Annotated in this window: 12 protein-coding genes; 10 read left to right on the forward strand and 2 right to left on the reverse strand. The window is 73.7% G+C overall.

Annotated features, from left to right (window positions below; genetic code table 11):
• Nucleotides 1-92: 92 nt before the first annotated feature.
• The 8 genes from ruvC to KPF22_RS14050 all read left to right on the forward strand — a co-directional run bounded on the left by ruvC (nt 93) and on the right by KPF22_RS14050 (nt 9,291).
• A complete protein-coding gene (gene ruvC, locus KPF22_RS14015) occupies nt 93-743 on the forward strand; it encodes a crossover junction endodeoxyribonuclease RuvC (RefSeq protein ID WP_224402430.1) in 651 nt (216 codons plus the stop codon).
• Between the two features lie 102 nt (nt 744-845).
• On the forward strand, nt 846-1,451 hold the full coding sequence (ruvA, locus tag KPF22_RS14020; protein WP_062395706.1) for a Holliday junction branch migration protein RuvA: 606 nt from the start codon (nt 846-848) through the stop codon (nt 1,449-1,451).
• Nucleotides 1,448-2,521 (forward strand): Holliday junction branch migration DNA helicase RuvB, encoded by a 1,074-nt coding sequence (ruvB, locus tag KPF22_RS14025; protein WP_208823682.1) that lies wholly within the window; start codon nt 1,448-1,450, stop codon nt 2,519-2,521. Before ruvA ends, ruvB begins: the two co-directional genes overlap by 4 nt.
• A 352-nt stretch (nt 2,522-2,873) precedes the next feature.
• Entirely contained in the window at nt 2,874-3,248 is a 375-nt protein-coding gene (gene yajC, locus KPF22_RS14030) for a preprotein translocase subunit YajC (protein WP_062395704.1), read from the forward strand.
• Nucleotides 3,249-3,400: 152 nt separating this feature from the next.
• Entirely contained in the window at nt 3,401-5,161 is a 1,761-nt protein-coding gene (gene secD, locus KPF22_RS14035; RefSeq protein ID WP_224402300.1) for a protein translocase subunit SecD, read from the forward strand.
• Nucleotides 5,158-6,312 carry a protein translocase subunit SecF gene (secF, locus tag KPF22_RS14040; RefSeq protein ID WP_224402301.1) on the forward strand — a complete coding sequence of 385 codons (1,155 nt, stop codon included), beginning with the start codon at nt 5,158-5,160 and terminating at the stop codon, nt 6,310-6,312. Before secD ends, secF begins: the two co-directional genes overlap by 4 nt.
• The gene (locus KPF22_RS14045; protein ID WP_208823688.1) at nt 6,309-6,884 is read left to right on the forward strand and encodes an adenine phosphoribosyltransferase; all 576 of its coding nucleotides are present in this window, start codon (nt 6,309-6,311) and stop codon (nt 6,882-6,884) included. The genes secF and KPF22_RS14045 overlap by 4 nt, the downstream gene beginning before the upstream one ends.
• A gap of 121 nt (nt 6,885-7,005) precedes the next feature.
• Nucleotides 7,006-9,291 (forward strand): bifunctional (p)ppGpp synthetase/guanosine-3',5'-bis(diphosphate) 3'-pyrophosphohydrolase, encoded by a 2,286-nt coding sequence (locus KPF22_RS14050; RefSeq protein WP_208823712.1) that lies wholly within the window; start codon nt 7,006-7,008, stop codon nt 9,289-9,291.
• Nucleotides 9,292-9,330: 39 nt separating this feature from the next.
• On the opposite strand, the gene KPF22_RS14055 is transcribed toward KPF22_RS14050, so the two are convergent.
• Nucleotides 9,331-10,182, reverse strand: a complete 852-nt coding sequence (locus KPF22_RS14055; protein ID WP_208823689.1) for a peptidylprolyl isomerase — start codon at nt 10,180-10,182, stop codon at nt 9,331-9,333.
• A 136-nt stretch (nt 10,183-10,318) separates the two neighbouring features.
• Between KPF22_RS14055 and hisS the strand changes: the two genes are divergently transcribed.
• Entirely contained in the window at nt 10,319-11,620 is a 1,302-nt protein-coding gene (gene hisS / locus KPF22_RS14060; protein WP_224402302.1) for a histidine--tRNA ligase, read from the forward strand.
• A gap of 7 nt (nt 11,621-11,627) precedes the next feature.
• A complete protein-coding gene (locus tag KPF22_RS14065) occupies nt 11,628-12,167 on the forward strand; it encodes a bifunctional 2-polyprenyl-6-hydroxyphenol methylase/3-demethylubiquinol 3-O-methyltransferase UbiG (protein ID WP_208823691.1) in 540 nt (179 codons plus the stop codon).
• Here KPF22_RS14065 and KPF22_RS14070 read toward each other — a convergent pair whose 3' ends face one another.
• Complete coding sequence (locus KPF22_RS14070) at nt 12,168-13,589, reverse strand: amidohydrolase family protein (RefSeq protein WP_208823693.1); 1,422 nt, start codon at nt 13,587-13,589, stop codon at nt 12,168-12,170.
• Nucleotides 13,590-13,702 lie beyond the last annotated feature (113 nt).

Raw genomic sequence — 13,702 nt, forward strand, 5'->3', positions numbered from 1 at the left:
ACCCGCCGGTCCGGCGTGCCCGCACCGGATGGGACCGCCTCCACCGGTACGGTTCTCGAACGGCCGTGCGGATCCGAGGCGAGGGGGACGCGGTGCGGGTGCTCGGGGTCGACCCCGGACTGACGCGGTGCGGGATCGGCGTCGTCGAGGCCGGTGCGGGCCGGACCGTCGGGTTCGTCGACGTCGGTGTCGCCCGCAGCCGGCCGGACCTGCCGCTGGAACGGCGGCTGCTCACCGTCGCCGACGAGGTGGAGCGCTGGGTGGCCCGGTACCGCCCCGACGTGATCGCCGTCGAGCGGGTGTTCAGCCAGAACAACGTCCGCACCGTGATGGGCACCGCGCAGGTCAGCGGGGTCGTCGCGCTCGTCGCCGCACGGGCCGGGCTGCCGGTCGCCTTCCACACCCCCAGCGAGGTCAAGGCCGCCGTCACCGGGGAGGGCCGCGCGGGCAAGGCGCAGGTCACCGCGATGGTCACCCGGCTGCTCGGCCTCGACGCACCCCCGAAGCCCGCCGACGCCGCCGACGCGCTCGCACTGGCCATCTGCCACTGCTGGCGCTCCCCGATGATCGACCGGATGGCGCAGGCGCAGGCCCGCGCCGAGGAGCTGGCCGCGGTGCACCGGGCCCGGCTCGCCGAGGCGCAGCGGGAGCAGGGCGGCGCCCGGCCCAGCGCCGCCCAGCAGTGGGCCGCGGCCCGCGCGGCCGCCGACGCCCGGTCCGCCGGCGGCTGGGGCGCACGCTGACCCGTCTCGCCCGGTGGTGGCGTGGTGTCGCGTGCGGTTCCGTCGGTGCGGCCCGGTAGCGTCGGTGCCTCGAACGGTCGTTCGTGGGAGGGGGACCTGTCAGTGATCCACTCGGTGCGCGGTCCGGTGCTGGAGATCGGGCTGGACCACGCCGTCGTCGAGGTCGGCGGGGTCGGGCTCGCGGTGTACGCCACGCCCGCCACGCTGGGCGGGCTGCGTCGCGGCGAGGAGGCCCGGCTGCCGACCACGCTGGTGGTGCGCGAGGACTCCCTGACCCTCTACGGGTTCGCCGACGCCGAGGAACGCGAGCTGTTCCTGCTGCTGCAGACGGTGTCCGGGATCGGGACGCGGCTCGCGCTCGCCACGATCGCGGTGCTGGAGCCGGACACGCTGCGCCGCGCACTCGCCGACGGCGACCTCGCCGTCCTCACCCGCATCCCCGGCGTCGGGCGCAAGAGCGCCGAGCGCCTGGTCGTGGAACTGCGCGACAAGGTGACCGCGCCCGTCGCGGTGCCCGCGGGTGCGGTCGCGGCCGCGCCGGCCCCGGTGCTCGGGGTGCGCGAGCAGGTCGTCGAGGCGCTGCTCGGGCTCGGCTTCACCCAGCGCCCGGCCGAGCAGGCCGTGGACGCGGTGCTGGCCCACGCCCCCGACACCGACGCCCGGGACCTGCTGCGGACCGCGCTGTCGAGCCTCGGCAGGTCGCGGTGACCGACCCCGACCCCTACGCCGGGGTCGACGGGCATCTCGACGAGCGCGCCGTCGATGCCGGGGTCCAGCCCGGGGACACCGACGTCGAGGCGTCGCTGCGGCCCCGGTCGCTGGAGGAGTTCGTGGGGCAGCCACGGGTCCGCGAGCAGCTGCAGCTGGTGCTGGAGGGCGCGCGGCGCCGCGGCGACCCGCCGGACCACATCCTGTTGTCCGGCCCGCCCGGACTCGGCAAGACCAGCCTCGCCATGATCATCGCCCAGGAGATGGGCGCCGCGATCCGGCTGACGTCGGGCCCCGCGCTGGAGCGGGCGGGGGACCTCGCCGCGATGCTGTCCAACCTCGTGCCCGGCGACGTGCTGTTCATCGACGAGATCCACCGCACCGCCCGCCCCGCCGAGGAGATGCTCTATCTCGCGATGGAGGACTTCCGGGTCGACGTGGTGGTCGGCAAGGGTCCGGGCGCCACCTCGATCCCGCTCGACGTCGCACCGTTCACCCTGGTCGGGGCCACGACGCGGGCCGGCTCGCTGACCGGTCCGCTGCGTGACCGGTTCGGGTTCACCGGGCAGATGGAGTTCTACGACGTCCCCGAGCTGGAGCGCGTGCTCCGCCGGGCCGCCGGGATCCTCGGCATCGACCTGCGCGCGGACGGCGCGGCCGAGATCGCCGGGCGCTGCCGCGGCACCCCGCGGGTGGCGAACCGGCTGCTGCGCCGGGTCCGCGACTACGCCGAGGTCCGCGCGGACGGCGTGGTCACCCGGGAGGTCGCCCGCGACGCGCTGGCCGTCTACGACGTCGACGAGCTCGGCCTCGACCGGCTCGACCGCGCCGTGCTCGGCGCGCTGGTCCGCTCCTTCCACGGCGGCCCGGTCGGCGTCTCGACCCTCGCCGTCGCCGTGGGGGAGGAGCCGGGGACCGTCGAGGAGGTCTGCGAGCCCTACCTGGTGCGGGCCGGGATGATCGCCCGCACCCCGCGCGGGCGGGTCGCGACCCCGCTGGCCTGGACCCACCTCGGGCTGACCCCACCCGCGGACGCACCGGCCGGGCACCGGGTCGACCCGCTGTTCTGACCCGGCGTGCCGCCGGGGCACCGGGGTGCGCGGGCCGTCACACATGGGAGGATCCGGACGGACCGAACGGATCGGGCACCGCCCGGCCGGGACCACGGGCACCCTGGTGTCCGCACACCGCGCGGAGTCCTCCGGACACCGCGTGCCCGGCGGGCGTCCTGATGCGGGCGTACCGGAACGATCCGGGCGTCCGGCTCGTTCCGGGGCGTGTCGGGCAGCCGGCGGGCCCCGGGTGACGCCGTTCGGCCCGTCGCACTGCGACGAGCGGTCCGCCTCCGGGAGGGGGCCGGCCGTCGGTGTCGGTCCCGGCTGGCACACTCACGATTACGAGACGAGACGGAGACCCCGCACGATGACTTCAATCCTCGCCCAGCAGGCCGGTGGCGGCTCGAGCATCTTCTCCCTGCTGCCGTTCCTCATCATCCTGCTGCTGTTCGTGCCGTTGTTCCTGAACGGCCGCAAGCAGCGCAGGCAGATGGCGGAGACGCAGGCGATGCAGCAGGCGCTGGAGGACGGCGACGTCGTCGTCACCACGTCCGGGCTGCGGGGCACCATCGTCGACGCCTCGTACGAGGACACGATCGACCTCGAGATCGCCGACGGCGTGGTCACCACCTGGCTGCGTGCGGCGATCCGGGAGAAGGTCGCGACCGACGAGGCGACGGAGGAGACCGTCGCCGAGCCGGCCGACAAGGACGCGTCGGAGAACAAGCCGACGATCCACTGAGCACGTCGGGAACGGGCCGGGCGGCCCGTTCCGGCGGCCTCGGCGTCCGTACCGGGCCCGGCCGCGGCTCTGCCGCACCGGCCCGGTGGGACGGCGACCGACCGTGAGGCCGGCCGCGGCCGCCGCACGAGTCGGATCAGGAGAACGATCACGTGGCAACGTCGTCGGGGCAGCAGCACGTGCGCCCCTGGCGCTACCTGACGGCCTTCGCAGGCATCGTCGTGGTGCTGTACGCACTGGTGTTCCTCACCGGGGGCGGCAACCTCACGCCGAAGCTGGGCATCGACCTGCAGGGTGGCACCCGCGTCACGCTCACCGCCCGCACCACCGACGGGCAGCCACCGCCGCGTGACCAGCTGATCCAGGCGCAGGACATCATCGAGCAGCGCGTCAACGGGCTCGGTGTCAGCGGCGCCGAGGTCCAGCTGGACGGCAGCAACATCGTCATCACCGTCCCCGGCGACGCCGGCGAGCAGGCCCGCTCCCTGGGCCAGACCGCGCAGCTGCGCTTCCGCGAGGTGCTGCAGGGCCCCGTCCCCGCGAACCAGGCCGCCGGGCAGCAGCCCGCGCCGGGCCAGGACGCGCAGTCCGGCCAGGCCCCCGCGAGCCAGGCCCCCGCGAGCCAGGCCCCTGCGAGCCCCGCCCCGGCGCAGCCGCAGGGCATGGGCGAGCAGAGCCGTCCCGTCGCGCCGGTCGCGCAGGTCTCGCCGCTGCAGGACCCGCCGCCGACACCCGCGCCGTCCCCGACGCCGAGCCCGAGCGGGCTCGCGCCGGACGACCCGCGCGTCGCCGCCGAGGTCACGAAGCTCCGCGAGACCCGGCAGAGCACCGACCAGGCCACCCAGCTGCAGGCGCTGCTGGCGCTGAACTGCGGCGCACCGGACCCCCTGCAGGGCTACGACGACCCGACCAGGCCGCTGGTCGCCTGCAGCGAGGACGGGCAGTCCAAGTACCTGCTCGGCCCGTCGTTCCTCGAGGGCACCGAGATCGCCTCCGCCCAGGCCCAGCAGAACCAGCAGGGCGTCGGCTGGGTGGTCGGGCTGACCTTCAAGCCGCAGGGCGCCGACACCTGGGGCCGGTACACGACCGAGAACGTCGGCAAGAACGTCGCGTTCGTCCTCGACGGCGACGTCGTCTCGGCCCCCACGATCAACCAGCCGATCTTCGGGCAGACCCAGATCTCGGGGCAGTTCAACCAGGACCGGGCCCAGCAGCTCGCCCAGGTGCTGCGCTACGGCTCGCTGCCGCTGTCGTTCGACTCCGGCAACGCCCAGACCGTCTCCGCCAGCCTCGGGCTGGCCTCGCTGGAGGCCGGGCTCATCGCCGGCGCCGTCGGTCTGGTGCTGGTGTTCGCCTACTGCCTGTTCTACTACCGCCTGCTCGGCATCCTGACGATCCTGTCGCTGGCCCTGTCCGGCCTCGTCGTCTACGCGGTGCTGATCCTGCTCGGGCGCTGGATCGGGTTCACCCTCGACCTGGCGGGCGTCGCCGGGTTCATCATCGCCATCGGCATCACGGCCGACTCGTTCGTCATCTTCTTCGAACGGCTCAAGGACGAGATGCGCGACGGCCGCACCTTCCGCTCGGCCGTCCCGCGGTCCTGGGAGCGGGCGCGGCGCACGATCCTCACCGCCGACGCGGTCAGCTTCCTGGCCGCCGCGGTGCTCTACATCCTGGCCGTCGGCGAGGTCCGCGGCTTCGCGTTCACCCTGGGCATGTCCACGGTCCTCGACCTCGTCGTCGTGTTCCTCGTGACGTTCCCGCTGGTCGTGCTCATCTCCCGGTCCAGGTCGCTGGGCAGGCCCGGGCTCTCCGGGCTCGGTGCGGTCGACCGGATCGGGTCGCGGCACCGCCGCGAGAAGCCGGCCGTCGGCAGGCGCGCGGCCACCACCGGGAAGGGAACGGGCGCATGACGAACCCCGAGTCGCTGTCGGGCTGGACCCGGCTCACCACCGGCACCGCGAGCGTCGACATCATCGGCCGCCGCAGGACCTGGTACATCGGCTTCGGCGTGCTCATCGCCGTGTGCCTGCTCTCGCTGGTGTTCCGGGGCTTCAACCTCGGCATCGACTTCACCGGCGGATCCCAGATCCAGCTGCCCGCCACCGGGGCGAACGGCACGATCAGCACCCAGCAGGTCGACCGGGTCTACGAAGGCGTGATCGGCTTCGCGCCCGAGGTCACCCAGTCCGTCGGGTCCGGCGACGCCGCGTCGATCGTGCTGCAGTCCGAGCCGCTGACCCCCGAGCAGCTCGTGCCGCTGCGCGAGGCGCTGTTCACCCAGCTGCAGCCGCTCGGCGCGGACGGCACCCCGAGCGCCGCCTCGATCAGCGACTCGCAGGTCTCGGGCACCTGGGGCGGTGAGGTCACCACGCAGGCGCTGATCGCGCTGGCGGTGTTCATCGTCCTGGTCACGCTGTTCCTGGCGTTCTACTTCGAGCGGGCGATGGCCGCCGCGGCGCTGATCGCGCTCGTCAACGACATCGTCGTGACCGCCGGGGTGTACTCGATCATCGGGCTGGAGGTCACCCCGGCCACCGTGATCGGTCTGCTGACCATCCTCGGGTTCTCGCTCTACGACACCGTCGTCGTGTTCGACAAGGTCCGGGAGAACTCCCGCGGGCTGCTGAAGCTGACCCGGCGCACCTACGCCGAGGCCGCGAACCTCGCGCTGAACCAGACGCTGATGCGGTCGATGAACACCTCGCTCATCGCGATCCTGCCGGTGCTCGGCCTGCTCGTGATCGGTGTCGGTCTGCTCGGTGTCGGCACGCTGGCCGACCTGGCACTGGTGCAGCTGGTCGGCATGATCACCGGTGTCGTCTCCTCGCTGCTGCTGGCCACCCCGGTCCTGGTGGACATCAAGCTGCGCGACAAGCGGGTCCGCGACCAGGCCGCCCGGGTCGAGGCGCGTCGTGCCCGCGCGGCAGGCCGGGGCGGGACGGCCTCGGACGTCGAGGACGATCCGGCCACCGATACCCTCGCCGCCGTGAGCTCCTCCGCACCCGCCGCCCCGCGGCCCGGCGCCCGCCCGACCGGCAAGACCGGACGGCGTCGCGGATGAGCGGGGCACAGGTCGACGGCATCCGGGTCGGGCCCGGGATCACCGGGGACTCCGCGGACGACCTGCTCCGGGTCGCCGAGCTGGTCCGCTCGGTACCCGACTACCCGCAGCCCGGCGTGCTGTTCCGTGACATCACCCCGGTGCTGGCGCACGGGGAGTCCTTCGCGACCGTCACCACCGAGCTGGCCGCCAACGCGGGCGAGGCGGACCTGGTGGTCGGGGTGGAGGCGCGCGGGTTCCTGCTCGGCGCCGCCGTCGCGCTCGTCGCCGGGGTCGGTACCGTGCCGGTCCGCAAGGCGGGCAAGCTGCCCGCGGTCGCCGCGTCGCGCAGCTACGACCTGGAGTACGGCAGCGCCACCCTGGAGCTGCCGGCCGGGGTCGTCGAGCCGGGCACGCGGGTCTACGTGGTCGACGACGTGCTCGCCACCGGCGGCACCGCCGCGGCCGCCTGCGCCCTGCTGGCCGACGCCGGGGCCGAGGTCGTCGGGTTCGGCACGCTGCTGGAGCTGGCCGCGCTGAACGGCCGGGCGAAGCTGGGTGACCTGCGGATCGACGCCCTGCTGAACGCCTGACCACGACGGGCCCCGATTCGCGGACTATCCTCGGACCCGGGACCCTTCCCGCCACCGAGCACGAGCAGGAGGTGCGGTGACCGAGGTCGACCGGACCGGCGCCCATCCGGCCACGCGCCCGCTGACGCCCGACGACGAGCCGCCGCGCCCGTCCGCGACCCGCCGGGTCCGTGCCCGCATCGCCCGGCGGATGACGCCGCAGCGCGTCGCCATCGTGACCCCGGTGCTGGAGCCGCTCGCCGCGGTCCACCGCTCGCTGCACCCCAAGGCCGACCTGGTGCTGCTCCAGCGCGCCTACGACGTCGCCGAGGACAAGCACGACGGGCAGAGCCGCAAGTCCGGGGACCCCTACATCACCCACCCGCTCGCCGTCTCCACGATCCTGGCCGAGCTGGGCATGGACACCACGACGCTGGTCGCGGCCCTGCTGCACGACACCGTCGAGGACACCGACTACTCACTGGAGCGGCTGCGCGCCGACTTCGGCGACGAGGTCGCGCACCTCGTCGACGGCGTCACCAAGCTCGACAAGGTCGAGTTCGGCTCCGCCGCAGAGGCCGAGACGATCCGCAAGATGGTCGTCGCGATGGCCCGGGACCCACGGGTGCTGGTCATCAAGCTGTCCGACCGGCTGCACAACATGCGCACGATGCGCTTCCTGCGCCCGGAGAAGCAGGTCAAGAAGGCCAACGAGACCCTCGAGGTGTTCGCCCCGCTCGCGCACCGCCTCGGCATGGCCACGGTGAAGCTGGAGCTGGAGGACCTGTCCTTCGCGATCCTGCAGCCCAAGAAGTACCAGGAGATCGTCCGGCTGGTCGCCGACCGGGCGCCGTCGCGCGACACCTACCTGCGCCAGGTCATCGACGAGGTGTCCGCGCAGCTGGACTCCGCGCGGATCCCGGCCAAGGTCGAGGGCCGACCGAAGCACTACTACTCGATCTACCGCAAGATGATCGTCAAGGGCCGCGACTTCGACGACATCCACGACCTCGTCGGGGTCCGGGTGCTCGTCGACGAGGTGCGCGACTGCTACGCCGCTATCGGCATGGTGCACGCGCTGTGGCAGCCGATGCCCGGGCGGTTCAAGGACTACATCGCCCAGCCCCGGTTCGGCGTCTACCAGTCGCTGCACACCACGGTGATCGGGCCGGACGGCAAGCCCCTCGAGGTGCAGATCCGCACCCATGCCATGCACCGCACCGCCGAGTACGGCATCGCCGCGCACTGGCGGTACAAGGAGGTCAAGGGCGGCGGCAACAAGGAGGTCGAGGTCGAGGAGATGGCGTGGATGCGCCAGCTGCTCGACTGGCAGCGCGAGGCCGCCGACCCCGGCGAGTTCCTCGACTCGCTGCGCTTCGACCTCGCCGCGCGGGAGATCTTCGTCTTCACCCCGAAGGGCGACGTCGTCACCCTGCCCACCGGCTCCACCCCGATCGACCTGGCCTACGCCGTGCACACCGAGGTCGGGCACCGCTGCATCGGCTCGCGGGTCAACGGCAAGCTCGTCGCCCTGGAGCGGCAGCTGTCCTCCGGCGACGTCGTGGAGATCTTCACCTCCAAGGCCGAGGACGCCGGGCCGTCGCGGGACTGGCTGCAGATCGCGAAGTCCCCGCGGGCCAAGGCCAAGATCAAGCAGTGGTTCGCCAAGGAGCGCCGCGAGGAGGCCGTCGAGGAGGGCAAGGAGGCCATCACCCGGGAGGCCCGCCGCACCGGGATGCCGCTGCAGCGGCTCATCTCCGGCGACGCGATGTCCGCGCTCGCCCGGGAGATGCACTACTCCGACGTCTCCGCGCTCTACGCCGCCGTCGGCGAGCACCAGGCCAGCGCCCAGCACGTCGTGCAGCGTCTCGTCGCGTGGTTCGGCGGCGAGGAGGAGGCCGAGGAGGAGCTCGCCGAGCGGGCGACGCCGTCGACGGTCCGCCACCGGCGTCCGTCGGGCAACGCCGGCGTCGTCGTCAGCGGCGAGGACGGGCAGGCCCTCGCCGACCTCTACATCAAGCTCGCCCGCTGCTGCACCCCGGTGCCGGGCGACGAGATCCTCGGGTTCGTCACCCGCGGCGGCGGGATCAGCGTGCACCGCACCGACTGCACCAACGCCGGGGACCTCACCGCGCGCGAGGAACGCCTGGTCGACGTGACCTGGTCGGTGTCGCCGGAGTCGGTGTTCCTGGTCGCCATCCAGGTCGAGGCGCTCGACCGGCACCGGCTGCTGTCCGACGTCACGAAGGTCCTGGCCGACGAGAAGGTCAACATCCTCTCGGCGACGACGACCACCTCCCGCGACCGCGTCGCGATCTCCCGGTTCTCCTTCGAGATGGGCGACCCGAAGCACCTCGGGCACCTGCTCCATGCGGTGCGCAACATCGAGGGCGTCTACGACGTCTACCGGGTGACCAGCGCGGCCTGACCCCGGCCCGCCCCACCCGGGGGCGGACCGGGGAGCCGGTCAGCCGAGGGTGGTGCGCTGGATCTCGACCGGGATGCTCGGCACGCCGTCACCGGAGCCGACGGACTCGCCGCCCTTGGCGACCTTGTCCAGCGTCGCGAGGCCCTCGGAGCCGATGGAGCCGAACACGGTGTAGCTCGGCGGCAGCTGGGCGTCGCCGTAGATCATGAAGAACTGGCTGCCGTTGGTGTCGGGGCCGGCGTTGGCCATCGCGAGCAGCCCGCGGCCGTAGGTGAGGCCGGGGAACACCTCGTCGGCGAAGGAGTAGCCGGGGCCGCCGCGCCCGCTGCCGCTCGGGTCACCGCACTGGAGCACCTGCAGGCCCGGGCTGGTCGTCAGCCGGTGGCAGGAGGTCCCGTCGAAGTAGCCCTGCTGCGCCAGGCTCTCGAAGCTCTTGACCGTGCACGGCGCCAGGCCGCGGTCCAGCGTCAGGTCGATCGGGCCCGCGCTGGTCTGCAGGTCCGCCGTGACCGTGCCCTGGGCCGGGGTGGAGCCGGCCGCCGGCGGGTTCACCGGCTTCGAGGCGGGCTCGGGGGACTTCGGGTAGGTGCAGTCCACCGACGCAGGCAGCGCCGTCGGGCGCGTGGGCAGCGGCACGGTCGGCCGACCGGCGGTGTCCGGGCCGTCCCCGGCGGGCGCCGGCGCCGCGGCGCTCTGCCCGGCGTCGTCGGAACCGCCCCAGGCCGAGGTCAGCGCGTACACCCCGACCGCGGCCAGCACCACGACCAGCACCGTCACGACGGCCGCGATCGTCGTGTTCCGCTTGCGCTGCTGCTGCCGCTGCGCCCGGTGGGCCTGCTGCGCCTCCAGCTTGCGCTTGGCCGCCTCCCGGCGCTGCTCGTTCGTCGCCACGTCCCGCCCAACTCCCTGACTTGATCACTCGTACGCGCGGTGAGGGTATCGGGGCGACCTGGGGAGAAAGCTGAGAGACACCGGTTCTAGGCTGGAGGACCCCCGACATGATCCCCGGAGAGGACGTGCAGCAACCGTGACCGCCACCGAGCCGCAGGTGGGCCGGGCCCGCAGGCCCGAGCCGTTCGCCGCGCCGAAGGGCATCCCCGAGTACCTCCCGCCGTCCTCGGCCGGGTTCGTGCACGTGCGGGACACCCTCGCCGCCGCCGCCGAGCGCGCCGGGTACGGCCACATCGAGCTGCCCGTGTTCGAGGACACCGGCCTCTACGCCCGCGGGGTGGGGGAGTCCACCGACGTCGTCTCCAAGGAGATGTACACCTTCGCCGACCGCGGCGACCGCTCGGTGACGCTGCGCCCCGAGGGCACCGCCGGTGTGGTCCGCTCGGTGATCGAGCACAACCTCGACAAGCAGGGCCTTCCGGTCAAGCTCCGCTACGCGGGTCCCTTCTTCCGCTACGAGCGGCCCCAGGCCGGGCGCTACCGGCAACTCCAGCAGGTCGGTGTCGAGGCGATCGGGGTGGACGACGCAGGCCTGGACGCCGAGGTCATCGCGATCGCCGACGAGGGCTTCAAGGCCCTCGGCCTGACCGGCTACCGGCTGGAGATCACCTCGCTCGGCGACGCCGAGTGCCGGCCGGCCTACCGGGAGCGGCTGCAGGAGTTCCTGGCCGGGCTCGACCTCGACGAGGCGACCCGGGCCCGGGCGGGGATCAACCCGCTGCGCGTGCTCGACGACAAGCGCCCCGAGGTCCGCGCCGCGATGGCCGACGCGCCGCTGCTGATGGACCACCTGTCCGACGCCGCCGCCGACCACCACGCCCGGGTGCTCGCCCACCTCGACGACCTCGGCGTCGCCTACACGCCGAACCCGCGCATGGTCCGCGGCCTGGACTACTACACCAAGACCACCTTCGAGTTCGTCCACGACGGCCTCGGCGCGCAGTCCGGCATCGGTGGTGGCGGCCGCTACGACGGCCTGATGGCGACCCTCGGCGGCCCCGAGCTGTCCGGCGTCGGGTTCGGCATCGGCGTCGACCGCACGCTGCTCGCCTGCCGGGCCGAGGGTGTGCAGCCCTGGTCGGACGCCCGCGTCGAGGTGTTCGGGGTGTCCCTCGGCGCCGCCGCACAGCGCCGCCTGGTCGTGGTCGCCGCGCAGCTGCGGGCCCGCGGCCTGCGGGTCGACCTGGCCTACGGCGGCCGGGGGCTCAAGGGCGCGATGAAGTCCGCCGACCGGTCCGGCGCGCGGTTCGCGCTGGTCCTGGGGGACCGGGACCTGGAGAACGGCACCGTCGGGCTCAAGGACCTCGTCTCCGGCGAGCAGCAGGACGTCCCGCTGGACGCGGTCACCGACGCCGTCGTGACCGCCCTGGCGGGCTGAGGCCGCGGTGGCGGCCTCGGACCGCGAACGCTGGGATGCCCGGCACACTGCCGCGGGCGCCGGGTCGCCGCTCCCGCCGGACGCGCTGCGCGGGCGCACGGACCTGCTCCCGTCCTCGGGCCGGGCGCTGGACGTGGCCTGCGGGCGCGGCGCGGTCGCGGTGTGGCTGGCGATGCAGGGGCTCGACGTCGTCGCCGTCGACGTGTCCCCGGCCGGGCTCGCCGCGGGCGCCGGGCTGGCCGCCGCCCACGACGTACGGGTGCGCTGGGTGGAGGCCGACCTCGACGCCGGCTTCCCCCGCGACGACGACCGCTACGACGTCGTCGTCTGCCAGCGGTTCCGCGACCCGGCGCTCTACCCGGCGCTGCGTGCCGCGCTCGCGCCGGGCGGGCTGCTGGTGGTCACGGTGCTGTCCGAGGTCGGCGACACGGGCGGCCCGTTCCGGGCGGTGCCCGGTGAGCTGACCGCCGCGTTCGCCGGCCTCGAGGTCCTCGCCCACGGCGAGGGCGACGGGGAGGCGCACCTGGTCGCCCGCCTCCCCGCCTGATCAGCCGCCGTGCGTGGCCGCGCTGCGGTAGTCGGTGTAGGTGTAGGGATTGTCGAGGACCTCGGTCTCGGGGATATCGGGGTTCATCCCGGCCTGCCAGGCCGCCTCGCCCATCGTGGCGCGCAGGTGCTCGACGGTGGCGGTGACCGCGGTCCGCGCGGCGACGAGGTCGACGTCGACCAGGCGCCCGTCGCGCTTCACCACGCGCCCGTCCACCAGCACGGTGTGCACGTCGCCGCGCTGGGCCTGGAACGCGACGTGACCGTGCGGGTTGAGCAGCGGGAACGACACCGGTGAGTGGTCGTTGCGCAGCAGCACCAGGTCGGCCTTCTTGCCGACCTCGACCGAGCCGAGGTCGGACTCGCGCCCGATCGCGCGGGCCCCGCCGCGGGTCGCCCACTCCACGACCTGCTCGGCCCGCAGCGACGAGTGGGTGACGGTGTCCCCGCGCGCGTGTGCCTCCAGGTGCTCGCGGGACCGGTCGGCGCCCAGCGTGGTGCGCATCGCCGAGAACAGGTCCGCGCTCCACCACATCGAGGTGTCCATCGACAGCGACACCGGGATCCCGTGCTCGCGCAGCGCCCAGGTGGGCGGGTAGCCCTGACCGGCGCTCTGCTCGCTCTCGGTGGACACCGACACCGAGCCGCCGGTCGCGGCGATCCGGTGGTAGGAGTCGGCGGACAGGGTCGCGGCGTGCACGTAGACGGTGTCCGGCCCGGCGAAGCCGTGCTCGTGCATCAGCCGGACGCCGTCGTCGTTGGTCGCGCCCCACACCCCGGCGTGCGTGGTGACGCCGACGCCGAGCTCGCGGGCCACCTCGAACGCGGGGCGCTCGGGGAACGCGGGGTCACCGGTGACGTCGAAGGCGAGCTGGAAGCCGAGCATGTCGTCGCCGGGGGTGATGCGCCGCGACACGAACTCGCGGAACCCGGGGTCGGCGGTCCAGTTCGCGGGGGCGTCGTGGATGTTGCCGTAGGCGAGCACGAACCGGCCCGCGGTGGCGGTCAGGGCGTCGACGGCGGCGTCGGCGTGCTGCGGGGTCTGCAGGCCGTGCGACCAGTCGACGGTGGTGGTCACGCCCGCGTCGAGGGCCTCCAGCGCGGCGAGCAGGTTCCCCGCGTGGATGTCCTCCGGGCGGAAGATCCTGCCCCACTCCAGGTAGTTCCAGACGAAGTACTGGGTGAGCGTCCAGTCGGCGCCGTACCCGCGCAGCGAGGTCTGCCACATGTGCCGGTGGGTGTCGACCATGCCCGGCATCACGATCCCGCCGGTCGCGTCGACCTCCTCGGTGCCCGCGGGCACCTCCAGGCCGACCCCGACCGCGGCGATCCGGTCACCGGTCACCAGGACGTCGTGGCCGGACAGGACCGTCCGGCCCGCGTCCACGGTCAGGACGGTCCCGTTGCGGAAGACGACGCTCATCGACGCACCCCTCAGTTCTGCGGACAAGCGTCCGCTGTGCGGACATCGCACGGACGGCGGCCACTGTCGCGCACCCTCCTTGTGCTGTCAACGGCCGGGTCGCGGGGGTGTCC

Source organism: Pseudonocardia sp. ICBG1034, assembly GCF_020131375.1.
In the GTDB taxonomy this organism is placed as follows: domain Bacteria; phylum Actinomycetota; class Actinomycetes; order Mycobacteriales; family Pseudonocardiaceae; genus Pseudonocardia; species Pseudonocardia alni.

What these genes read in the sequence shown, in the direction of transcription:
- yajC (WP_062395704.1), top strand. Translation starts at nt 2,874, where the DNA reads ATGACTTCAATCCTCGCCCAGCAGGCCGGTGGCGGCTCGAGCATCTTC.
- secF (WP_224402301.1), top strand. Translation starts at nt 5,158, where the DNA reads ATGACGAACCCCGAGTCGCTGTCGGGCTGGACCCGGCTCACCACCGGC.
- KPF22_RS14045 (WP_208823688.1), top strand. Translation starts at nt 6,309, where the DNA reads ATGAGCGGGGCACAGGTCGACGGCATCCGGGTCGGGCCCGGGATCACC.
- KPF22_RS14070 (WP_208823693.1), bottom strand. Translation starts at nt 13,589, where the DNA reads ATGAGCGTCGTCTTCCGCAACGGGACCGTCCTGACCGTGGACGCGGGC.